This window comes from Spirosoma litoris (assembly GCF_054776755.1).
The window spans coordinates 101,715-124,736 of sequence record NZ_BAAHBI010000005.1 but is presented as its reverse complement, the minus strand read 5'-3'; the positions used below and the strand labels follow the sequence as shown (position 1 = coordinate 124,736).

The window sequence follows — 23,022 nt, the reverse complement described above, 5'->3', positions numbered from 1 at the left end:
AAGGGATTGCGTCTCTACTCGCGAAACGACCTATACCAAAGCCCAACGGCTCCCAACCAACCCAGCACCAGCCATATGCCAACGGGAACCCCAAACATAATAGCCAATAGACCACCAATAAACGTAGCGAGTACACCCGATAGCCAGCGATCTGGTATGATGTTGCGACCATAAGCGAGGCTATGCATAAATAATAAGGCACCCCAACCCGTTAACCAGAGCCAGATGATATAATCGAGACCAATGCTGGATGGACAGTTACGCAGTAAAATCAGGAGTTCAGGTAGCCAGATGAGGCCATAAGTGAGCGTATATCGACCCAATCGTTGTAACCACGATAGAGGCAGATTAGGTAAGAGAAGCAGATACTTTTGCTCAAATTCGCTGATTTGATTACCTACTTGTGAATGCCCTAAAATAGCGAGCAACAACCCAATCAACAGGAGACGCTGGTCGTAATCGTCGGTGGGATACAGACGGCAGACACCAGCCAGTAATAATCCGGAAAAAGCTTTTGTTAATAAGAATGAGAGCGGTTCATATCGTAGCCAGTACGTGGGAAAAAACAGCTCATACGGAAGTCGAACTGTTAGATGCGGTAAACGAATTGACTCGGGATTAGGGTGTCGAAGCCGATAATCAGCCGCAGCTGCTCCCGTTCCAATCTGGGCCAGAATGACGAGGACAATAGCACTGAGCGAATCCCATTGCTGATAGTGAACAGCCATTTGTACCATCCAGCCTGCATACGCAATAATAGGCAATAACAGACCCGTTTGTATCGCCAACCAGAGCGCCCAGCGTGTAGGTTTTGGTACGAGCCAGAACGTCTGCAGAAATAAATGCTCTGGAGCCGTTAATTCCTGCCAGATAAATGAAATGGTTTTTAGGAGATACAATCCCCACAGAACGAATACAATAGCCAGAAAAAACGGCGAACCCAAGGCGGCTGTAATGAGCGCTTTATGCTCCGTGGCACTTAGAAAGCCAAAGGCTAAAAGAAGTATGACCAGAAATGTACCTGCATTTTTGGCGTAAAAGGGGCCAATCAGGAGTTTGTTTAGGAACGTCAGCATTTATAGTTCACTTTGTGTAATGACTCCCGAGCTTACCTGCCAGACACCGGTGATCGATAAACCTGTCAGGCTAACGTCCTGATGAGAAGTCAGTAAAAAAGAAACATGCTGCTCATCTCGAAGCTGTCGCACATAAGTAAAGAGCCTTTCGGTGGTTGCCACGTCTAAGGTTGTTAGTGGCTCGTCGAGCAGAATTAGGCGGGGTGTTCCAAGGAAGGCTAGCAACAGCGATAACTTCTTGAGCATACCACTCGAAAACTGTCCCGTTGGCTTAGTCCAGAAGGCGTCCACACCCAACAGCTCGGCTAAGGCATCTACTTGGCCAGCGGGCGATAGTTTGGCTTTCCCAACAAATGCAACCAGATCGCGGGCTGTCAGGAAAGAAGGGTAAAGTGGCTCTGCTTCAGCGTAGTTGACCCGCATTCGATAATCGATCGGATTCCGCGTGATCTCGTAGTTGTTATCCAGAACAATTTTTCCCGAAAAGGGCAGTAAGCCAGCTACTGTTCGGAAAAATGTTGTTTTCCCAGAGCCATTACCGCCCCGGAAGTAGTGGATGCCCGGTGCTAAATGCAGTTCCGGGACTGTTAGGGCAATATGCCCATTATACGCTTTGGTGAGGTTAGAGACGGTGAGCATATTCATTGAACTGGCGCGAGTACATACTCGCGCCAGTCTGAATCATTCATCATTTATAATTCATCATTTCATTTACCATTTCACACTCAGCCGCACACCACCCATGCCATTTCGGCCGGGGGCTGCATTGTAATAGCGGTTGCCAACGGCGTTTAGGTCATAGCCAAGGGAATAACTTCTGTCCAGTAGATTATCGCCACTGGCATACACATCAAGCATCCAGTGTTGTCCCAGATTTCGTCGGAAACCGAGTGTTGCCTGTAATAATTGAGTTGGGTTCGATAAGGCTGTGTTGGCGTCGTTCAACGCAAATTCCAGCAGAAACTGGTAGGTCAAATGAGCGTAGAAACCTGACTTGGTTTCGGCATCGATACCCGTGATATTGGTTGTAGGCGCTACACCCGGAATGCGATTGTTCGACAGATCGACAGTACCTTGCTGATAGTCGCGGTACCGATAATTGATCAAGGTTAGGTTGTTCCACAAGCGGAGCAGGGAGAATGTCGAAGCGTTGGAAACGGACGATGGCATGACAAAATCATAGGCGACCTGCGTTTCTAATCCCGGCTGATCGGTCCGGCCAGCATTGACAAAGTAATCGGCTCCGGCTGCATCTGACCGACGCACGATGGTTTCACGTAATTGAAGTTTATATAGGGCTATATCGAACCGAAGCCGACTGTTAAGAACTGTTCCGCGCAGACCTACTTCATAACTGGTTCCACGTTCAGGATTTAGAGTAGCACTGAAGCCACCGGCCGAAGGATGTATTTCCTGGCTAGATGGAGCCGAATAGCCCGTGCTGATGCTTACAAAAGCCGAGATATTTGGACCAAACGTGCGGAGTAGAGCTATTCGTGGTAACCAGACTGGAGTAAAATTCCGGGTGATCATAGCGGTGGGCAATCCTCCGGCTCGTACCATAAACCGGGTAAAATCGTACCGAACATCATTGCGACTCAAGCCTGCCGTTAGTAGAAAATGAGCAGGTAGTTCGGCTTCTGCCTGGGCAAAAATGGTTGATTGTCTCGAAATGAGTTCTTCGTCGGTCTGGATACTATCGGGTACGCCACCCCGGTTTCCAAAATTCCGGTCGACTGTAAAGTTGCGTAAGAACTCACCACCAACGGTTACCACCGTTGGCAATAGACTGTTCGGGAAACGGATCTGAGTGACGGTTCGGCCCCCAATGCCCTGATCGGTTCGTCTTTCGTAGTTTGTAATAAAGGGGTTGGCGAAGTCGGTGGTAGTACCGAAGATGGCTGTTGTATTCTGGATACGATCACTCCAACGATATTCGTGCGACAACCCGAAATAGCCCACTTTCTGGTAAATTCCAGCGTTCTGAGCGGCACTGCTTGGGAGGGTGGCCGTTGCCGGACGAGAGGCACGAGGATTGGCCAGGAACTGAGCTTCGGTCAGACCGCCCGGTGTTTGATAGTGTAGGTCAGAGTACAATGCCAACATTGAAACTGTCCGTTTGGGGCTGACATTGAATGAGCCGGTAAAACTCAGATTGTCTCGCACCACAGCACTTTGGTCGCGATAGCCATTCGATTGTAAATGGTTGTAATTGAGTGATATGGCTGAGTTGTTTTTGCCGGTTTGTAACACCAGGCCATTCCCGTATAATCCATAGGAACCGCCCAGAGCCGAAAGTTCAATCGTACTTTTGCCCGCTGGAACGCCCAATCCACTAAATAGAAGCGTACCGCCCGTACCGGCACCGTACAAACTTCCCGACGGACCTTTGATAACCTCAATTCGGCCGAATGCCCGAACGTCAAGCGCATTCAGGTTGGTGTTGCCGCCCGCATCCGTAAGGGGCATTTCGTTCCAGTACGTTTTGATGTTTCGTACACCAAACGGCGACCGAATGGCACTTCCCCGAATGGCAAGCCGATAACTACCCGGCGATCGTTCATCGGCCCGAACACCAGGTAACGTATTCAATGCCGGAATCAACGTAGGCGTCCCAAAGCGCTGGTTCAAATCCCGGCGCGTGAGTAATCCCACTGATGCTGGCGTTTCGAGTAAACGTCGATTGGTTGCGTAACCCCGTACTACAACTTCATTGAGTTGGAGCGTGTCCTCTAAGGAAGAGGTCGTTGGGGCTTGAGCGAAAAGAAATGAAGGGAAAAGAAAACCACTAATTAGTGTGAAGGGGAGGAAACGTTTGAGCATAGGGCTACAAGATAAGTAGCGCAAAAGTACAACTGAAATAAGAGAAAGAATGTCGTAAAACTGGCTTCTTATTTCGGAAGTTTCACTCGATATAACCGAAATGGGTATTCCACTTTGTCTTCCCCATTATTATAGCGTTTGCCCCGATGGAGTTGGGCGGCTGTTACATACAAGTAGCCGTCGGAGCCGATGCCAAAACTATCGGGCCAAAGTAAACGATTGTCCTGCACAAGCATTTTTAATTCTCGCTTAGGCGTAAAGTACCGAATGGCTTTATCGGGAGAATCTGTCAGATACACATTCCCGAGTTTATCCGCAAGCATACCGTGCGAAACCCCCGTTTCGCCCATTACCTCAACGTGTGCGGCTAATTCGGTAGGCGACAGGGCAGAGTTTATAAGGTAGCTGGTGGCAATGCGGAATAATTTTGTCTGGGTAATTGGTCTGAAATAGAGGTACTTGTAGTCGTACGTTAAGGCAATGCCATTGACGTTACTCTTGAATGGATTCCCTTTGTTGTCTCGTACCTCCTTTCCATCAATGGTCAGCACAAAATTCGGATCGGCCTTTGTGGAAGGATCATTTTCTAAAACAGTTCGGCTTTTGCCCGACCTAAGGTCCAGTACAACAAGGGCACCTCGTCCTGGGTCTGAGAGATACGCAACCTGCTGTTTTGAATCAACCTGAACATCATTTAGGGCAGTACGTTCGCGGGGCAAATCCTCAAATCGATAAATCTTCTCCACCTGATTCGTGGCAAGATTTATTTTTACGAGTTTAATCCCATCCGTAATCGCTTTCTGACCAGCAGGACTAGCCGGGTCAAGTACCCAAAGCATGTTAGTTTGATCGACGAAAAGAGCCTGTACATTGATAAATCGACTTTGTGGTTTCAACGAATCCCACTGGTTCCATTCTGCATTCGGATAAGGATATCGTTTCCCTTTGATAATCTCTGCCAGACCATAATCATAATTCATTGGATTCTTTGGGAACGTAACGAAAATGCGGTTCTCCTGCGAAACACCTAAGCCAATAGGTTGGTGTTTGCCAAATTCGGCCACTGTTTCCAGCTTCGATTGGGCCAGAGTGAGCAGGCTGTTTACCAGAAGGAAAAGACAAACGATATATGTTTTCATGGGAGTCGATTTCAGGCTAGCTACATTCACAAACAAGAGTAAACGGCGAAAATTCCTACTTGTTGATTCAAGGATAGGCTTTTCCCTACACAACGAACTCGGGCGTTCAGAAAAAGTTTAGGCACTGGATTGATTCGCTTACTGTGAAGGGAGTGCCACTGACACAACTGTTAATAGATACGTTGGCGGGGTAAAATTCGTGCAACAGCCACTTATACTCTAATTAGGTAAATTCTGTTTTTTCGTTATATTTGTTTCAAATCAAGCGGTTTACTGACCGGGAAAGTAAGGTCAGTTGTGTTCCACCATCATTCAGCTGTTACCTTGACATTTCAGGAATTTAATCTCCACGACGACCTGTTGGCCGGAGTGGATGCCATGAACTACTTAAAAGCCACACCCATTCAGGAGTTGGCGATTCCCAAAATTCTAGAAGGACGCGATCTGATTGCCAGTGCCCAAACCGGTACGGGAAAAACAGCCGCTTACCTGATTCCTCTCCTTGATCGAATCTCGCACGCCGACCACGATCATACCAGCACGCTTATTCTAGTGCCAACCCGTGAGCTGGCAAAGCAGATTGATGAACAGGTTGAAGGATTCGGTTATTTTGTGAATGCCAATAGCATTGCTATTTATGGCGGTGGCAAAGGCGACGACTGGGATAAACAACGCAAAGCTCTCGAAACGGGAGCTGATATCATCATTGCTACACCTGGCCGACTGATTGCGCACATGCAACTGGGCTATGTGAAGTTCGACAAGATCGACTATCTAGTACTTGATGAAGCCGATAAAATGCTTGATATGGGCTTTTCGGATGATATTCTGAACATTGTAGCGAAACTGCCCACCAAGCGGCAAACCTTGCTTTTTTCAGCTACGATGCCCAATAAAATCCGCGAGTTTTCGAAGCGAATCCTGACTGATCCGGAAGAAATTCGACTGGCCGTTTCGAAACCAGCCGCTGGTATCGATCAACAATTTTATCTGGCCTACGATAGCCAGAAACTGCCATTGTTGGCGCATTTGATTAAAAACAGTACGAAACCCGTGCAAAGCATGGTGCTGTTTACATCGCGGAAATCGGAGGTAAACAGCATTGTGCGGGCCTTGAGTAAACTGGGCTATGACGCGCGCGGTATCAGCTCTGATCTGGAGCAGGACGATCGGGAAGTGGTTCTTCGCGATTTTAAAAACAAAGTATTCCCAATTCTCGTCGCGACCGACGTGCTATCACGGGGCATTGATATTGATAACCTGACACACGTGGTTAATTACGACATTCCACGTGATGCCGAAGATTACGTTCACCGAATCGGGCGAACGGCACGAGCGGCTACTACCGGTACGGCCATTACATTTATTAGCGATCAGGATCAGAACCGTATTGTAAACATTGAACGCCTGATTGAGCGTGACGTGGACAAACAATCGATTACAGAAGCGTTAGATATGGGCAAATCGCCCATTTTTGATCCGAAACGATTTAGCGGCCTACGTGGTAAAGGCGGGTCTCGGAGCAATAATGGTAAAGGTAGACGCGACGGACGTCGTGGAGGTGGGCAGCCTAGGCCAGAAGGTAGTCAACCAGTTTCGGGCGAACAGCGTGAGCGTCGTCGTGAACAGGGAGCTGATGCCGAACGTAAACCCCGCCCGGAAGGCGTAGTGAGTGTTACCGAAGGGACGCCTGCTGAAACTGCCGGTGGAAGTGTGCTGCCAAATCCAGCCAATGGCGATGGGAAGGCCAAAAATAAGCGACGAAAAAAACGTCGGAAAGGGCCCAAAGGCGAGGGCCGCTCGAAAGATCAGAACCAGGCACCCGCTTCGGTGCCCGTTGGGGAATGAACAAATTCTAGCTTTGATTTCCTATAGCCGTAAGCGCTTTATAGTACTTTTTATAGATAAGCAACTAATGAGTATCCTCATTAAAGATCGTGTGAATTGTTCGCTTATCGAAGTCTTTTAAAAACACTGGGTTTTCTGTCCACGATATGCGTCAGCAACTTACGTCCCATGAACTTAATTCTGCTGGATGGCTTAATCGTTCTAAACGAAACGTCCGAAACGGCAAGCTCACTTTCTTAAGGAAATAGGTCAAAATCGTTTACCGTGGTATCCTAAGAAAGTGAACTTGCCCAGCTATGGCGTGTCAATATTAAGGAAGCAAAACCCGGTCAACGATATGAACAACCCCACCAGTAGTAGAAAAATCACCCTGTGTAATTGTCGCTACATTCGTTCCATTCCCTTTTCCAAGAATAGTTACTTTGTTATTACTCACGGTAAACCGAAGGCTTTCACCTTGAGCCGTCACAATGTCTGATCCGTTCTGGAATGTTTGTAAGTAGGCCCGGTAATTTAGTATATGATAGCTAAGCAGATTAGCTAAAACTTTAGGATCAGCCGCTTTTATTGCTGCCTCGTCGGCATACCCGGCCGCTTTAAACGCTGCATTGGTAGGCGCAAATACGGTAATGCCCGTAGCTGTATTCGTGGTGGCAAGTGTTTGGATTGTACTGCCAGCCCGATCAATAGCAGCTGCCAGCAACGATAAATCAGCATTGCTCTTGACCAGATCCGCTACAGTAACTGTAGGTGGTATCAGTAACCGATCAATGATATGAATAACACTGCCCGTTGTGGCAATATTACCCTGAATGATTTTCGCGTTGTTGACGGTAACAGTTTCCCCTGATTTAAAAACGACAACTCGACTGTCGGCAAGCGTCGTTTGATAGGAAGTATTCACATTGGTTGGAAAAGCGCCCAGATCAATGCGTGAACCAATGACATGGTATCTGAGAATACGCTGTAGATCGGAGGCTGGCAATGCATTGATAGCCGTGGTAGTTGCATAACCAGCTGCTTTAAAGGCATCATCGGTTGGAGCAAATACGGTTAGCTCACCTTTGTTTAATTCTGAACCTAAGCCCGCTTTGGCAACTGCTGCAGCCAGCAAAGTTAAATTTGCCGTTTGTCCAATTGTTTCACTAACCGATACAACCGAACCTGTTGATGTGGTTCCAGTACCAGGTGATGTAGTCGTGCCAGTACCAGGGGTCGTTGTTGTCCCGGTACCAGGGGTTGTTATCGTACCCGAACCGGGAGTTGTGGTTCCTGTAGTAGGATTTGGATCAGGGGTATCGTTCTTACAACTTATCAGGAATTGCCCTGAACAAACAAAAAAGATAGCCATTATTAGCCCTAGAGTGGAGGAAACCGTTAGCTTTTTCATACGTTGATTATAAAGTTTAAAAAACGCTCAATTCAGTCGTGCAGACAACGAAGCGAACTGAGTAAACAGAATTATTAACTTCCGTAAAAGTTAAATTGTTGTAGTAGCAATCGCTGGTAAATGGGATATTATCTTGAAAATACCTTACTGTCAGTTGAAATAATATAATTAACTGTACAGAATTAGTTTATTTTGTACCCATTAGTAGGAGAGTAGTATAGGATAGCAAAGGTGTCAGGTAATCCTTGATTGCCCTATAAAGAGTACAGTTTTAGAAATCTAGAACATAGCGATATACTCCTCGAAATGGGCTACAGGAGCTTACTTTGCAGAGGTAGGCAAATCATTTTCGTAAGTTTTTGCCCTAGTAGCTACTACTGCGGAACGTTTAGCCGAATTGACCCCAATACTATCTCTGGAAGAAGTTAATCAAGAACAATCACCGACTTTCCCATAATTTTATCACGACGGGATTCACGGTAAGCTTCCCTGACGTTACTGAGCGAGTACGTCTTATCCAGCACGACCTCTAGGTCAGCCTGAGCGAGCTTCGTCAATGTAGTGAGTCCGTCAACGGTTGGTTTCAGGATCAGGATTTTTAGTTTTTGTCCGGAAATGAGATTGTTAACAAACGAGTAAAGGAGCGTTAAGGGTGAGGGAAGTGTACTGACAAAGACAGCTCTTGGCTTCATTAGCCTCTTGGCCTCCTTAAATGACAACTTGGTGGATAGGTCAATAACCGCGTCGAACTGCTGATTTAGCAGGTTGATATCTTGCTTAGTGTAGTCGACTACAGTATCTGCCCCCCATTTAATGGCCTCTTCCACACCTTTGGTACTGACAACCGCTGTCACGCGGGCTCCGCGTTTTTTAGCAATCTGCACGGCGAATACGCCAATTCCACCCGTGGCACCATTGACTAATATATCCTGTTTTGGGCCGACGGAGGCCAATTGATCAATGATTTGCAGGGCTGACAGTCCGGTTACAGGTAAGGCAGCTGCTTTTTCAAAGGAGACATTGGCAGGTTTTGGGCTAATGTCGATTTCTCGGACGGCAATGTAATTAGCCAGGGCTCCGCCTTTGAATACGTCCAGTAGGCCAATGACCGCATCCCCCGTCTTAAAGCGGGTAACGTCACTTCCGATTTGGTCGACAATACCCGAGAAATCGATGCCTACTGATTTAGGAAATTTAGAACCCGACATCAATTTCATTTCTCCGCCGTACACCTTCCAATCCAGGGGATTAATCGAAACCGCTTTTACCCGGATCAGCAGTTGGTCTTTCTGGATACTTGGCACTACTTGATCGACTAATTCCAGCACGCTTTCGTCGCCGAACTGGTTATACATTACTTTTTTCATGGCTATATGTGTGTTCGTTTCTACACAGCAAAGGTGGATGATATAACGAACTATAAATAGCGCAAAAAGTCGGAAAAACAGTCGAATCCGACGAGATAGATGACTCCATATGTCGGCCCATCTGGCATTATTAACGTCTTATATATAGGGTGCTGACTGTCCGATTTGGTTTGTCCGATAGGACTGATTTACGGTCACATCGGAATATTTTCTACTAGAGAACCTTCCGAGTTTTGTACTGTAATTAAATCATGCATCATGGAAAATCACCAAAAACCGATCACTGTTGGCCCTCAAGAGGGGAAAAGCGTTTCTGTTGGGGGGAGCACCTACCGAATCCTGGTTAGTGGCAAAGACACAGAAGGAGCCTTTGCAACGATTGACATGCTTGTCCCTCCCGGCGGTGGGCCTGGACCACATGCCCACGCGAATTTTGAAGAATCCTTTTACGTGGTTGAAGGCGAAATCGAGGTCAGATCTGAGTTTGGCAAGTATGCAGCGACCAAAGGATCATTGATTACCATTCCTAAAGGAGGTGTGGTGCACGGGTTCAAGAATAAGACTGAGCAAACGGCCCATTTACTTTGCACCGTAGTACCAGCCGGTCTGGAATCATTATTCGAGGAGATCGGCCAACCCGTTGCCCCCGGCCAGTTTCTTCCACCACCACTGCTGGATGCAGCTACTATTAAACAATTGCAGGCTATCGCCGAAAAGCATGGTCAGCAAGTGTTTCCACCCGATTATCTGGGGTAAACTGAACGTTATGAATACGAGTATCGCTTCGGGTTTAAGCCATAATGCTTTTCAAAGAGTCGGCTGAAGTGACTCAGATTGGAAAAGCCCAGCTCGTAACCTACCTCTCCCACGGAATGCTTGCCCTGTTTTAACAGAAAGGCGGCTTCTTCCATTCGAGCTTGCTGGTAGTAATTGTAAATGGTGGTGCCAAACGTTTGCTTAAACAGAAGTTTTAACTTGGTTTCGCTCATGGCAGCGGCCTGAGCCAGTTCGCGGATGACCGGTGGCACGCTCAGGTCGCTAATAATCTCATTCCGTATATAAATGAGTCTTTCCGCGTCGACGCTGTTGATGGTTTGATGGGCAGCGCTTTCGCGTAGAGACAGTTTATTAAATACCAGATAGAGCAGTTCCTGCACCTTGATCTGCATGTAAAAGTTGCTCAGAAGGTCATTCATGTCCACGGTAGCCAGGTTTTTAAGCAGCAACTTAGTCTGGGCTTCCATGCGCTCAAAAAAAAGAAAGGAATTACCACCGCCGGAAATGGTTTGGAGTACTGAATTAGGTTCAGTGACGGCTAATAATTGGGTTAAGCGGGGTGGCGTTATGGCGACAACCACGTAGTGAATTTGTTGATGGGCAGGAAAACGGATGGTTGAGCTGAGATCGTTAGACGTGACTTGGATCGCTGACTCGTCACGCTGAGAAAACAGGATTTGGGTGTCGTCATTGAAAGCAATCTGGAGCGCGTGCTCGTTATTGTAAAAAAAAACGGTGATCAGTTCATTCCCCTGGCCGGACGCATTGCGTTTGATGATCAGATCTTCCTTGAGCAAGTAGCGGTGTATGGTAATTTTGAAGTCTGGCCCGAATGATAATTTACGAACGTACCCCTGTCCCAGATGATCAGGTATCACCAGGAGGCCGTTTTGTACTGTTGCCTGTATAGAACGGGCAAAGTAGGTCATAAAGTCAAAATCAGGTGTGGCGCAGAAACTGAATATCATACTGACAGAGGCTATGTAGTCCAATGTTAGCAATATGGCAGAATTGTACTTTATAAGTATAGCCTTAGGATTGAAAATAAATACTTGCCATTCAACGAAAAATTAATTTTCTCAAAAAAGCTCCAAACTGCGGCATAGTAGACCTTCTCAGAAACTACTGAACTATGCGGGCAAGGCTTCTGATTGCCTAGGAATTAAATTAAGCAATTTCTAGTTATTTATACTCAATTTGCTCTTGTGATGTGTAAAAATATAGTAGCCCTCCTCACGGTAATTGTTTTTTCTATCGTCGTTTTCCAAGCCTGTACAAAAGATGAGGCCACTACGACTATAGCTCCCACAGTAAGTACACCCATCCAGTCTATTACGGTCACTAATTCAATTACTAATGATACGGCTCTGCTTGGCCAGGCGCTGTTTTGGGACCCAATCTTGTCGGGTGATAAAGACGTAGCCTGTGCTACCTGCCATCATCCCAATAATGCCTATACGGATGGATTAGATCTGGCCTTGGGTACCAATGCCGTTGGTTATGGACAAAACCGTCGCTTTCTAAAACCCAACGACGTACCGTTAACGAAGCGAAATACGCAGACCATACTTAATGCAGCCTTTAATGGCATGGATATAAATGGAAATTATGGGTCGATGACCGCGCCAATGTTCTGGGATTCCCGCGCAAAAAGTCTCGAAAATCAGCTGATCGGCCCACTCACTACATTTGAGGAAATGCGTGGTCATGCATACACCGAGGCTACTACGGTAGACAGTCTAGTGGCTCGATTGACAAAAAACGCTGAGTACCGCCAATTATTTCAGACCGCCTTTGGCAGTAGTCAGGCCATTACAGCAACTAATATCAGCATCGCTATTGCAAGATTTGAGCGTACCTTACTGGCAATGAATTCACCCTACGATCAGTATCAGAAGGGGGATAAAACGGCACTAACTGACCCGCAAATTCAGGGAATGCGGATATTCAAGGACGAGGGCTGTTCCATTTGCCATTCGGGGCCGATGTTTTCTGACTACAAACTCCACGTAATGTCTGTACCTGACAATACGCAACTGGCCGTTTCTGATGCAGGTGCGGGGGGGACCTATGCATTCCGAACTCCCTCGCTGCGAAACGTCGGGCTGACAGCTCCGTACATGCATAACGGGGTTTTTCAGACGCTGAAGCAGGTACTGAAGTTTTATGACGACATCGGCGAGCCTATTTCACAAAATCCGCATGTGCGGGTACAGCAATTAGATGCAAACATCCAGCGAATTGCTCTGCTGCCCGCGGATCAGGATAATCTCATTGCGTTCCTGAATGCCCTAACTGATCCTACTTTTGACAAGTTCATCCCCGTTCGTGTTCCGAGTGGTCTCAATCCGGGGGGTAACATCCGGTAGGTTCGTTTAGGGTCAGTTTTGCTGTTTCGCTTTCGTACTTTACTATCCAAAGTAGGAAAATTTCAGGTGATTGGTTGGCCAATAGAAGGTTGTAGACTTAATCTTAAAAAACGCTCCTGTAGCCAGGGCGTTCTTTTGCTTGATTTCTGGCGGTATGTCACTGACAATTTGGGTCTAACAGGAGTCTTTGCCATTTAGCAGGACAATGAAATTGAATCTTGTCCCTGGTTTTATGTTCACTGTTATGGAATCAATATCCGAATAAAAAGTCCCCATTTTGCCTTTCGTGATCGATCGGTGGTGAAAACATCCGGGCGAATTTTAGGGGAAAGTAACCGTGCATTCTTATTCAACTATCCCCCATCATTAATCGCTTTAGAAAACTTCCCCCAGGTTGAAAAACAAGCCGCGCGAACCATCTAAACCAAAGCCGTAATCAATAGAAAGATTGGTGCGCGACACTTTGTTCATTTTGATTCGAATACCACCACCGATACCCGGCGCTATTTTTTCAAATTGTCCGCTGTTTAGCTCGGTTACTGACTGGGCATTGGCAAAAATAACACCACCTAACAGCCGGTCGCTGGTGAGGTGAAATCGGTATTCAGCTTCGGCATATAGGAAATTTTTACCTCGAAATCGACCCTGTATATAGCCCCGACCGATATTGCCTGTATTATCCCAACCCGTGCTGGGGAGATCCAGAAAAGGCGGATCACCATTTAAAGTAAAGGCATTATATGACCATAGAGCCAGAATGTTGCCTGAGCGGGAAGACAAGGGAAAATACTTTCGGGCCTCTACTAAAAGCGATTTATACGAGTCATCGCTACCTAAAAACTCCGCGTTAGCCCGAAAAACCGTGTTAACGTATAGCCCCCCGTTTGGATTAATGGCATTACTTCGGTTGTCGTAAAGTAAGTGCAGAACTGGCCCCGATGAGATCGAACGACCCTGAACCCCATCAGAATAACGAGAAATACGGACTAGTTCACGAACACCATTAGGCCCTTGAATGTAGCTATCTATATTCCAGTGGAGGTCCAAATAATACCCGACACCCCCGTAAAAATTGGGCGCTAACCGACGTAGAAAACTCTGGTAAAACCGGAAATAGGCGTAATCCATATTGATAATCCGCTCGGTAGTGGTATACATACCCAGACCATAAGTCGCTTGTGGATAGTGCATTAGACGCCAGTCATTCGTCCAGAGATAACGATTGTTCCTGCTCCAGATCATCGAATTCGCCGTCAGGATAATCTGATTATTCTGCGTGTACGACAACTGTCCGCTCATCGACGACATATTCGCATTGGGTCGTCGGAATGGGGTATTAACGAGTACAGCAACCAGCGCACGGGTTTGCAACGTATAGCCAATTTGCGGAATAATCATCATAAACCGTTTGCCTTCCTGCAGGGATGAAGAATCGTGCGGGGTAATATGCAAACGGGGATACCAGCGTTTAACCAGGTCGGCAACATCCTGTAAATGGTGCACTGGTTGGGTAATCTGGGTAGAGTCTTTTGTGCCTATTGAATCTGCCAACGGTATCTGAGCCAGACAGCAGGATAGCTTTGGTGAAACCAGAAGCAGGAAGCCCACCAACAAACGGATAACAGGTTTCATAAGTGGGACTAAAGATATCGCATAGATTGATAGACAGTATGTTATGGCGTAGCTTTATACTCATACTCCACAGGCTTACGCATACCCAAACGCAAAAAAACACCCTATTGTTGCAGCCATAAATCCAGCAGAAAATAACAGATCAAATTACCTCAGTTTGCCAGAGTTTAGTACTTGCAGTATTATTAGATTACGAAAATACAGTTATTCGGCCAATTATCCTGCGCAAGTTGAGGGATACACTCCGTTTGTGGCAGTGAGAAGTTCTGGAATGGGCAAAAAAAGCGAATCAACAGCCTCCAAAAATGCATAGTAGAATAAAAGGATTGGTTATTACAGAATGAAGAAACATTTTTCTTTTTAACGAAATTTATTTTTTCAAATGGGAATTGACGAAATCTTCTTTGGATTCACTGCCCAGGACCTCATTTATTTCTGTATTTTTGACCGTTAACCCAATCATCAACTCATCAATTTCATGTTAAAACCTCTCCTGACAGGGCTGTTCGCAGTCAGTCTGACCTGTTCAGTCATGGCCCAGACGACCTTTCCGCGAAATGGCGTTTATGACGAGCGACCGGGGCTATACGCCTTCACCAACGCAACCATTGTTGTTGACCCTCAAACTACCTTACAGAATGCTACTCTATTGATTCGGAATGGTCGAGTCGAGGCTGTAGGAACTGCGGTTAGTGTGCCCAACAGTGCCGTCGTTACCGATTTGAAGGGCAAACGGATTTACCCGGCCCTCATTGACATTGATTCCGATTATGGTATGCCCGAGATCGTACGCGGTCCAGGTGGTGGTGGTGGTCGTGGGGGCGGTGGCGCTCCACAATATGAGTCGAACAAAAAAGGGGCGTATTACTGGAATCAGGCGATTCAGCCAGAAAACGAGGCCAGTACGCTTTTCAAAGCTAATCCAACCAAAGCCGATGAACTCCGTAAATTGGGTTTCGGGGTGGTGTTGACGCATGCACACGATGGTATTGCGCGAGGAACCGGTTCGCTAGTTACGCTGGCTGATGATCGCGAGAATACGCTGGTGCTTAAACCAAATATCACGGCTCATTATTCGTTCAGCAAGGGAACTTCGGGCCAGCAGTATCCGAACTCCATGATGGGCGTGGTGGCTCTGTTGCGTCAGGCGATGTACGATGCCGATTGGTACAAACGGGCTGGTAGCAAAGAGCAGGCAAATATGTCGCTCGACGCGTTGAACCGCACCCGTTCGTTACCGGCTATTTTTGAAGCCAATGATAAGCTTGGCATTCTTCGGGCTGATAAAATCGGGGATGAGTTTGGTATTCAGTACATTATCCGAAGTTCAGGCGATGAGTACCAGCGTCTTGATGAAGTGAAGGCAACGGGAGCTTCTCTGATTGTTCCCCTCAATTTCCCCCAGCCCTACGATGTTGAAGATTCATGGGATGCAGATAACGTGTCGCTAGCTGAACTGAAGCACTGGGAAATGGCCCCGATGAACGCCGGACGCGTAGCAGCCGCCAACATTCCTTTTGCGCTAACGACGGCTGGTTTACGAAACAAAGCGGATTTCTGGGCTAATCTTCGCAAAGCCATCGAAAGTGGCTTGTCGGAGCAGAAAGCACTCGAAGCCCTGACAACCATTCCGGCTAAGTTGATCCATGCCGAAGACATGGTGGGCACGCTGCAAAAAGGTCAGGTGGCTAACTTCCTGATTACATCGGGCAACTTATTCAGCGCCGACAATGTGATTTTTGAAAACTGGATGCAGGGCAAACAGTACATCGTTGCCAATAAAAACGCAGCTGATTTACGCGGGACCTGGAATTTAACGGTTGGCAGCCAGAGCAATCTGAAGCTGAATATCACGGGCAAAACACCAGAAAAGCCTGAGTACCAGATTTTGGTGGATACCGTGAAAGTAACTCCTAAGGTTTCTGTAGCTGGCGATATTATTTCGATTCAGGTTCAGCTGGATAAGCGGAAACCTGGTACAACGCGTCTGACGGGTTATCGGACGGGTACGACGATCAAAGGCGATGGCGAATCGCCGGATGGTAAAACCATTACCTGGTCGGCAACTCGTACGGGTGATGCACCTGCTTCAACAAGTGCAACGAGCTCAACTTCTCCTGTTGCATCAGCTACAGCTACGACACCGACTAGTAACACCGCTGCTACGATACTCTATCCGTTTGTAGGCATGGGTAACCTGAAAAAGCCACAAGCAGAAACTGTATTGATTCGGAATGCGACAGTCTGGACGAATGAAAAAGATGGCATTCTTACGGGTACAGACGTACTGGTAGAAGGTGGTAAGATTTCAAAAGTTGGCAAAGGGCTAACCGCTCCTGCAAACGTAAAAGTTGTCGACGGAACCGGTAAGCACCTGACCAACGGCATTATCGACGAACACTCACACATTGCTTTGCTGTCGATCAACGAAGGTGGGCAAACCAGTTCGGCTGAAGTGCGGATGTCGGATGTAATTAATCCGGACGATATTAACATTTACCGGCAGTTAGCAGGTGGCGTTACAACTTCGCAACTGCTGCATGGCTCGGCTAACTCCATTGGTGGTCAGTCGGCCATTGTAAAACTGAAATGGGGCGAATCGGGTGATGGCATGTTGATCAAAGGCGCTGATGGGTTTATCAAGTTTGCGCTTGGCGAAAACGTAAAACAGGCCAACTACCCAAACCCGAATGTGTTAACTCGTTTCCCACAATCGCGGATGGGCGTGGAGCAGGTTTATATGGATCACTTCATCCGGGCGAAAGAATACGCCAAAGGATGGGCTGACTACAATAAGCTGACTGCCAAAGAAAAAGCAACGGCTCTTATGCCTCGTCGGGATATTGAGCTGGATGCCCTTGCCGAAATTCTGGCGAACAAACGGTTTATTACCTGTCACTCTTACGTTCAGTCAGAGATTAACATGCTGCTGAAAGTAGCCGACTCGCTGGGTTTCAAAGTCAATACGTTCACCCACATTCTGGAAGGCTATAAACTGGCCGACAAAATGGCGAAACATGGTGTTGGCGGCTCGTCGTTTGCGGACTGGTGGGCGTACAAAATGGAAGTACACGACGCTATTCCATACAATGCAGCGCTCATGCGTAGCCAGGGAGTAACGGTTTCGATCAACTCAGATGATGCTGAAATGGCCCGCCGATTGAATCAGGAAGCGGCTAAAACGGTCGAATACGGTGGTGTGCCTGAAGAAGATGCCTGGAAAATGGTAACGTTAAATCCTGCCAAACTGCTCCATCTGGATAACAAACTCGGTAGCATTCGGGCGGGTAAAGATGCCGATCTGGTTCTCTGGAACGCTCACCCACTGTCTATTTATGCTCGTCCCGAAATCACGATGATTGAAGGAGCTACCTATTTTAGCCTGAAAGATGAAGATGCCAAACGTGACGCTGTTCAAGCTGAACGCGCCCGGATTATTCAAAAGATGTTGACGGCTAAAGCCGGTGGTGCTTCGACCGTGCGGCCTAACTTCCGTCGGGCACGTATGTGGCATTGCGAAGACGTAGAAGGCATGTTTGCTGAAGAGGAGGAAGAGCAAAAATAGAGGCATTGTATGGTATACGGTTTATGGTTTTCGGTTGTGCGTCAGCCTACAGTATACCATAAACCGTATACCAAAAACCAACATAACATGAAAAAACTACTAATACCTATACTCTCTCTGGTCGCGCTTACGGGCTATGGTCAGAACCCCGCTCCGGCAAAGCCGCAAACGAAGGCTATTGCGCTCACGGGCGGCACGGTACACATTGGAACCGGGCAGGTAATTCCTAACGGAGTTGTTCTGTTCAGCAACGGCGTTATTACGAATGTTGTTGATGGTACAACGGTGCGCTTGAATTTGAACGATGTCGAGGTGATCGACGTATCGGGCAAGCACGTGTATCCAGGCCTTATTTCGCCGGTTTCGACGGTCGGTTTGCAGGAAATTGGCGCGGTTCGGGCTACGGTCGATATGCGCGAAGTCGGCATTTTGAACCCTAATATCCGGTCGCTGATTGCCTACAATACCGATTCCGAAATTATTCCCACGATTCGGAACAATGGGGTTTTATTCTCGCAGGCAGTACCACAGGGTGGTACCATTTCGGGAAGCTCAAGTGTTATGATGTCTGACGGTTGGAACTGGGAAGATGCGGTGCTGAAAAAAGACGACGGTATCTGGCTTAACTGGCCAACTTACCTGGCCCGCGATTTCAATTTTGAGGATTTCACGACCGTTGTCCGTAAAAACGAACGTCGGGGCGCTGCAATCGATGCGCTTCGGGCGACGTTTGCCGATGCGAAAGCGTATTCGGCGTTGACAAATCCAACGCCAATGAACCTCAAACTGGAGTCGATGCGTGGCTTATTTACGGGTAAACAGAATCTGTACATCCGGGCCGACTACGGCAAGGACATCATGGAGGCCGTTACGTTTGCGAAGTCATTGGGTGTTCAGAAGGTTGTTATTGTTGGGGGCGAAGAATCGCACCGAGTGGTTTCATTTCTGAAAGAGAACAATGTTCCGGTTATTCTGAGTGAATTACACCGACTGCCTACCCGCGAAGACGAAGATGTTGACCTTCCTTACCGACTGCCGGGTATTCTGCACAAGGCTGGCGTACTGGTTGGCCTGAGCTATTCGGATGGTTGGTGGCGGACCCGCAACCTGGCATTCCTGGCCGGAACAGCCGCTGGTTTCGGCGTAACGGATCGTGAAGAAGCCTTGAAAATGGTAACCTCAAATACCGCTAAAATTCTGGGTGTCGATAACCTGGTTGGTACGCTCGAAAAAGGAAAGCAAGCCACGCTGTTCGTTTCGGCGGGCGATGCGCTGGATATGCGGACCAATGTTGTTGAGCAGGTATTTATTCAGGGCAGAAAAGTGAACCTGGACGATCGCCACAAGCGTCTTTATAAAACATATAAAGACAAATACGAGAGTAAGTAACGAGAGTTACTAATTGATTTTTGTCATCCCGACGAAGGAGGGATCTTAAGGTTTCCTAGCTCTCCAGTAAGGATACTATAAGATCCCTCCTTCGTCGGGATGACAAAAAAGTGCTTTTAACACAAGAGACCCAGAGAGCACGGGGATGTAATTTGCATCCCCGTGCTCTCTGGGTCTCTTATTTAATCCATTTTATAAGCCCGAACTGGCTGCTGATTAATACCAAATAATAGTGTGTTGCCAATCGGTAGCACAGAACGAACGTCTCCTGTTAGTTGAAAACCTGCCTGCTGCTGCGGAATTGCTGAAAAGTTCCCCTTGCCATCGCCCCGCAGAAGCAACCCATAGTTTGCATCAGACCGACCGAATCGTAAACGAGCCTGGGAGGTGTTACCACATAGGAGCAAGTCTTTTCGTCCATCCTTATCGTAATCGACAGAAGTGATCGTGAAGATTGGCGATTCCTGAACGGCAAGTGGTAAGGGCTTTGCGGTGTATTTACCAGCTTGATTACTCAGAAAAAGACTGGTTTTTAGCTGGTTTGCGATCAGTTTATTCGAGCCTTCCAATTGTTCATCCGTAAATACATCAGCTAGAGTCGCATTGGAATAGCTATCATAATTGGTGAATTTATGCCGGAGCATGCCGAGTTGATCGAGCAGTTCGTCGCGGGTTGCGTGAGGGTAGCTTTTTCCCTGCACGTACAGACAAAGGATCGGATCTATTTTGCCGTTTTTGTCGAAATCCTTATAAATCAATTCGGCTGGTTCCTTATCGCTGGCACGGCATTGTGTATTCAAGCCTTGATTTCCTACTACCAAATCAGGTCGCCCATCGCCGTTAAGGTCATCGACCAGAAGTTTGTTCCACCAGCCACGCGATTCTTTATCAAAATAGGTCTTCGTTTGATCAGATAGTTTACCTCCGGTCCCTAAAGCGAGCACCGTGATAGGCATCCATTCGCCCACAATAACCAGCTCTGGTTTATGGTCGGCGTTGAGATCAATCCAGGCTGCATCGGTAACCATCCCAAGGGTGGATAGCATGGGTGCTAACTGGGCTGTTTGATCGGTGAATTTCCCATGACCATCGTTAATGAGCAGGAAGCTCTTAGGTGTTTCGGGATAACGGCCCGGTATAACCCGGCCACCAACGAACAAATCAGGGTGCTTATCTCCGTTAACATCGGATACGCGTACACAAGCGGCACTGGTGTTTAAAACAGGCAATGCGTTCGGGCTTTTGGTGAAATTCCCTTTGCCATCATTCAAATACAGGCGATCCTGCAAACGGGAATCGTCAGGTGTTAAGTCGCCATAACCACCGCTGCATACGTAGAGATCAGGAAAGCCATCGGCATTGGCATCAAAGAAAACGGCATCAGCATCATTACTCAGTTTATCCGCTTCAAAAGCAGGTTGGGCTTTACGGCTAAACTGATTGCCAGCTTGCTGGATAAACAGCGCTCCGGCTTGATCCGTACTGCCCCCCACATACACATCTTCCCGGCCGTCGCCATTTACATCGGCTTTGACTAAACAGGGGCCATTAAAGGACTGCGCATTGACTAACAGCGTTTGCCGTTTGAAATCGTTGGCTTTATTAATCGGATCGGTGAAGACAATGGGCGATTTTATTTCCTGAAAAAGAGCAGACCCCACTTTAGGAGGCTGGAACGTCGATTGCGCGTTTTTCTCCTGTAACGTCAGTTGTTGGTCCGCTTTTACCTTGGTCAGTAGTTGCTGCTTACCCGTTGGCCAGATTACCCGAAGCGAGTCAATACCCGTGTCGGTTCCTAAGCCAAAATGCAATCGGGGCGACATACTCGACTGATAACCGCGCGTAGGCATCTGTTCGACATACTGTTGCTGGTTTTTACGATAGAGAATTACCTTAGCGCCTAACCCCTGTGTGTTTGCCCCAGCACCTTCCAGTTTTAGGGTCAAGTAATGATGCTGACGTTCTTTATTGGTTTCGTTCTGAAAAATGAAAGCGGGCTGGTTGGTATTGTTTACGATTAGGTCTAAATCACCGTCGTTATCCAGATCGGCATAAGCGGCTCCCGTACTGTTAGAATGTTGCGTCAATCCCCAGGCTGAGCCTACATTGGCAAATGTGACTTCACCAGATGGATCGCCACCACGATTTCGGAACATGTAATTCACAACATTGGAAGAGGGAATTTTATGAACCAACTCCAGAACATCTTCGCGACGGAAATTCGCCGGACGATTTTTCATGTAGTCGGTCATGTATTTCAGAAAGTCCAGGTTCGTGTAGTCGCGAACGTAGCCGTTAGTGATGTATAGATCTTTCCAGCCATCATTGTCATAGTCGGCCAGTAGGGGAGACCAGCTCCAGTCGGTATTGGAGATACCGGCCAACTGACCAACTTCGGAGAATAATGGCGCGGAGGCTGGAGAACGGCGCTCGGCGGTTCCCTGCCGTAACGACGGACCGCCCACGCTCCCTGCTCCCTGCGGCACTCCCCACGTTCCTTCATTAAGCTGCAACATATTTCGCATGTGCTGGTAATGAAAACCTGACTGTACGCTAAGGTCGAATTTGTCGTAGTTATCGGGAGCCATTAATAACTTCTGTCGCCGGTTATCTTCCGGGAGCATATCGAGAGTCAGGATGTCCGGGCGGCTGTCGTTGTTCACATCGGCGACATCGTTCCCCATCGAAAAATTCGATATGTGTCGAACGCTGGTACTAAGCTGATTGGTAAACACCGGGCCACCAGACCGTCCACCCTGATTGTTGATGTACAGATAATCGGGGACACCATAATCATTGGAGACGTACAAATCGGGCCAGCCATCGTTATTCAGATCCGACACCCCGACACCCAGGCCATAACTCAGCACTGAACTGCTCAGGCCTGATTGCTCCGTTATATCTTCAAAATGATTGCCCGTGTTCTTTAGCAAGCGAGAGCCAATTTCTGGATTCGACTGTTGCATGATGGCCGCTGTCGCCTGGGGGTCAAGTATGGGCAATAAGCGGGGATTATGATTAAGCAGAAACAGATCGAGGTCGCCATCGCGGTCATAATCGAAGAAAGTGGCCTGTGTGCTCTGCCCTGGTCTGTCTAATCCATATTGAGCCGTCTGCTCTGAAAAATGCGGGATGCCCTGTGCATCGGGGCCGTCGTTGATGAAAAGTTGGGGAATGCGTTTTTGCGGAGGTAAACTACCCGAATAACTGACAAATAGATCAAGCCGACCATCGCCATTCACGTCGGCCATTGTCACGCCCGTTCGCCAGGGGCCTTCTCGACCAGCTACGCCAGCGGTTGCGGTTATATCGGTGAATTTCATACCTCCCTTATTGAGGTATAACTGATTGGGAACCATGTTACCGCTGAAAAAAATATCTTCCAGCCCGTCGCCATTCAGGTCACCAACAGCTACCCCGCCCCCATTATAGAAATACTCGTACATGAGCACATTCGTATTCAGCCCTTCGGTCAGGTTATTGGCGAACGTAACCCCAGTTTGTTCGGGTGTTAATGAGGTAAAGAGGGGAGGGCCAGTATTTTCAGTACTAACCTGCTCATTGGAGGAATTGTCCTGACAACTGCTTGCCAGAAAACAAGTTATTAGGAGCAACCAACCAAACAGTGTAGGTAAAAAGAACTTCAT

Annotated in this window: 14 protein-coding genes; 5 read left to right on the top strand and 9 right to left on the bottom strand. The window is 47.6% G+C overall.

The features are described from left to right. Nucleotides 1-14: 14 nt before the first annotated feature. The 4 genes from ACYVGR_RS03150 to ACYVGR_RS03135 form a co-directional block, all read right to left on the bottom strand. Nucleotides 15-1,076 (bottom strand): hypothetical protein, encoded by a 1,062-nt coding sequence (locus ACYVGR_RS03150; protein ID WP_460953824.1) that lies wholly within the window; start codon nt 1,074-1,076, stop codon nt 15-17. After that, a complete protein-coding gene (locus tag ACYVGR_RS03145; RefSeq protein ID WP_460953921.1) occupies nt 1,077-1,715 on the bottom strand; it encodes an ABC transporter ATP-binding protein in 639 nt (212 codons plus the stop codon). A gap of 72 nt (nt 1,716-1,787) precedes the next feature. Beyond that, nucleotides 1,788-3,899: a TonB-dependent receptor gene (locus ACYVGR_RS03140; protein WP_460953823.1), complete on the bottom strand. Its 2,112-nt coding sequence runs from the start codon at nt 3,897-3,899 to the stop codon at nt 1,788-1,790. A gap of 68 nt (nt 3,900-3,967) precedes the next feature. Continuing rightward, nucleotides 3,968-5,038, bottom strand: coding sequence for an L-dopachrome tautomerase-related protein (locus tag ACYVGR_RS03135; RefSeq protein ID WP_460953822.1), 1,071 nt, complete (start codon nt 5,036-5,038; stop codon nt 3,968-3,970). Between the two features lie 378 nt (nt 5,039-5,416). Between ACYVGR_RS03135 and ACYVGR_RS03130 the strand changes: the two genes are divergently transcribed. Next, on the top strand, nt 5,417-6,886 hold the full coding sequence (locus tag ACYVGR_RS03130; RefSeq protein WP_460953920.1) for a DEAD/DEAH box helicase: 1,470 nt from the start codon (nt 5,417-5,419) through the stop codon (nt 6,884-6,886). 310 nt (nt 6,887-7,196) lie between these two features. On the opposite strand, the gene ACYVGR_RS03125 is transcribed toward ACYVGR_RS03130, so the two are convergent. Together ACYVGR_RS03125 and ACYVGR_RS03120 are read right to left on the bottom strand one after the other, a co-directional pair. Continuing rightward, nucleotides 7,197-8,276 (bottom strand): fasciclin domain-containing protein, encoded by a 1,080-nt coding sequence (locus ACYVGR_RS03125; protein WP_460953821.1) that lies wholly within the window; start codon nt 8,274-8,276, stop codon nt 7,197-7,199. Nucleotides 8,277-8,701: 425 nt separating this feature from the next. After that, nucleotides 8,702-9,643, bottom strand: coding sequence for an NAD(P)-dependent alcohol dehydrogenase (locus tag ACYVGR_RS03120; protein WP_460953820.1), 942 nt, complete (start codon nt 9,641-9,643; stop codon nt 8,702-8,704). Between the two features lie 258 nt (nt 9,644-9,901). On the opposite strand from ACYVGR_RS03120, the gene ACYVGR_RS03115 reads away from it, so the two are divergent. Continuing rightward, nucleotides 9,902-10,399 (top strand): cupin domain-containing protein, encoded by a 498-nt coding sequence (locus tag ACYVGR_RS03115; RefSeq protein ID WP_460953819.1) that lies wholly within the window; start codon nt 9,902-9,904, stop codon nt 10,397-10,399. Nucleotides 10,400-10,407: 8 nt separating this feature from the next. Here ACYVGR_RS03115 and ACYVGR_RS03110 read toward each other — a convergent pair whose 3' ends face one another. Continuing rightward, nucleotides 10,408-11,388, bottom strand: a complete 981-nt coding sequence (locus tag ACYVGR_RS03110; protein ID WP_460953818.1) for a helix-turn-helix transcriptional regulator — start codon at nt 11,386-11,388, stop codon at nt 10,408-10,410. Nucleotides 11,389-11,628: 240 nt separating this feature from the next. Between ACYVGR_RS03110 and ACYVGR_RS03105 the strand changes: the two genes are divergently transcribed. Next, on the top strand, nt 11,629-12,789 hold the full coding sequence (locus tag ACYVGR_RS03105; protein ID WP_460953817.1) for a cytochrome-c peroxidase: 1,161 nt from the start codon (nt 11,629-11,631) through the stop codon (nt 12,787-12,789). A 375-nt stretch (nt 12,790-13,164) separates the two neighbouring features. Here ACYVGR_RS03105 and ACYVGR_RS03100 read toward each other — a convergent pair whose 3' ends face one another. Beyond that, a complete protein-coding gene (locus ACYVGR_RS03100) occupies nt 13,165-14,421 on the bottom strand; it encodes a BamA/TamA family outer membrane protein (RefSeq protein WP_460953816.1) in 1,257 nt (418 codons plus the stop codon). Nucleotides 14,422-14,899: 478 nt separating this feature from the next. Between ACYVGR_RS03100 and ACYVGR_RS03095 the strand changes: the two genes are divergently transcribed. Both ACYVGR_RS03095 and ACYVGR_RS03090 read left to right on the top strand, forming a co-directional pair. Continuing rightward, nucleotides 14,900-17,986: an amidohydrolase family protein gene (locus tag ACYVGR_RS03095; protein ID WP_460953815.1), complete on the top strand. Its 3,087-nt coding sequence runs from the start codon at nt 14,900-14,902 to the stop codon at nt 17,984-17,986. 87 nt (nt 17,987-18,073) lie between these two features. Further along, complete coding sequence (locus tag ACYVGR_RS03090; protein ID WP_460953814.1) at nt 18,074-19,375, top strand: amidohydrolase family protein; 1,302 nt, start codon at nt 18,074-18,076, stop codon at nt 19,373-19,375. Between the two features lie 182 nt (nt 19,376-19,557). Here ACYVGR_RS03090 and ACYVGR_RS03085 read toward each other — a convergent pair whose 3' ends face one another. Next, the gene (locus ACYVGR_RS03085; RefSeq protein ID WP_460953813.1) at nt 19,558-23,022 is read right to left on the bottom strand and encodes a VCBS repeat-containing protein; all 3,465 of its coding nucleotides are present in this window, start codon (nt 23,020-23,022) and stop codon (nt 19,558-19,560) included.

What these genes read in the sequence shown, in the direction of transcription:
- ACYVGR_RS03150 (WP_460953824.1), bottom strand. Translation starts at nt 1,076, where the DNA reads ATGCTGACGTTCCTAAACAAACTCCTGATTGGCCCCTTTTACGCCAAA.
- ACYVGR_RS03145 (WP_460953921.1), bottom strand. Translation starts at nt 1,715, where the DNA reads ATGCTCACCGTCTCTAACCTCACCAAAGCGTATAATGGGCATATTGCC.
- ACYVGR_RS03140 (WP_460953823.1), bottom strand. Translation starts at nt 3,899, where the DNA reads ATGCTCAAACGTTTCCTCCCCTTCACACTAATTAGTGGTTTTCTTTTC.
- ACYVGR_RS03135 (WP_460953822.1), bottom strand. Translation starts at nt 5,038, where the DNA reads ATGAAAACATATATCGTTTGTCTTTTCCTTCTGGTAAACAGCCTGCTC.
- ACYVGR_RS03130 (WP_460953920.1), top strand. Translation starts at nt 5,417, where the DNA reads ATGAACTACTTAAAAGCCACACCCATTCAGGAGTTGGCGATTCCCAAA.
- ACYVGR_RS03125 (WP_460953821.1), bottom strand. Translation starts at nt 8,276, where the DNA reads ATGAAAAAGCTAACGGTTTCCTCCACTCTAGGGCTAATAATGGCTATC.
- ACYVGR_RS03120 (WP_460953820.1), bottom strand. Translation starts at nt 9,643, where the DNA reads ATGAAAAAAGTAATGTATAACCAGTTCGGCGACGAAAGCGTGCTGGAA.
- ACYVGR_RS03115 (WP_460953819.1), top strand. Translation starts at nt 9,902, where the DNA reads ATGGAAAATCACCAAAAACCGATCACTGTTGGCCCTCAAGAGGGGAAA.
- ACYVGR_RS03110 (WP_460953818.1), bottom strand. Translation starts at nt 11,388, where the DNA reads ATGATATTCAGTTTCTGCGCCACACCTGATTTTGACTTTATGACCTAC.
- ACYVGR_RS03105 (WP_460953817.1), top strand. Translation starts at nt 11,629, where the DNA reads ATGTGTAAAAATATAGTAGCCCTCCTCACGGTAATTGTTTTTTCTATC.
- ACYVGR_RS03100 (WP_460953816.1), bottom strand. Translation starts at nt 14,421, where the DNA reads ATGAAACCTGTTATCCGTTTGTTGGTGGGCTTCCTGCTTCTGGTTTCA.
- ACYVGR_RS03095 (WP_460953815.1), top strand. Translation starts at nt 14,900, where the DNA reads ATGTTAAAACCTCTCCTGACAGGGCTGTTCGCAGTCAGTCTGACCTGT.
- ACYVGR_RS03090 (WP_460953814.1), top strand. Translation starts at nt 18,074, where the DNA reads ATGAAAAAACTACTAATACCTATACTCTCTCTGGTCGCGCTTACGGGC.
- ACYVGR_RS03085 (WP_460953813.1), bottom strand. Translation starts at nt 23,022, where the DNA reads ATGAAGTTCTTTTTACCTACACTGTTTGGTTGGTTGCTCCTAATAACT.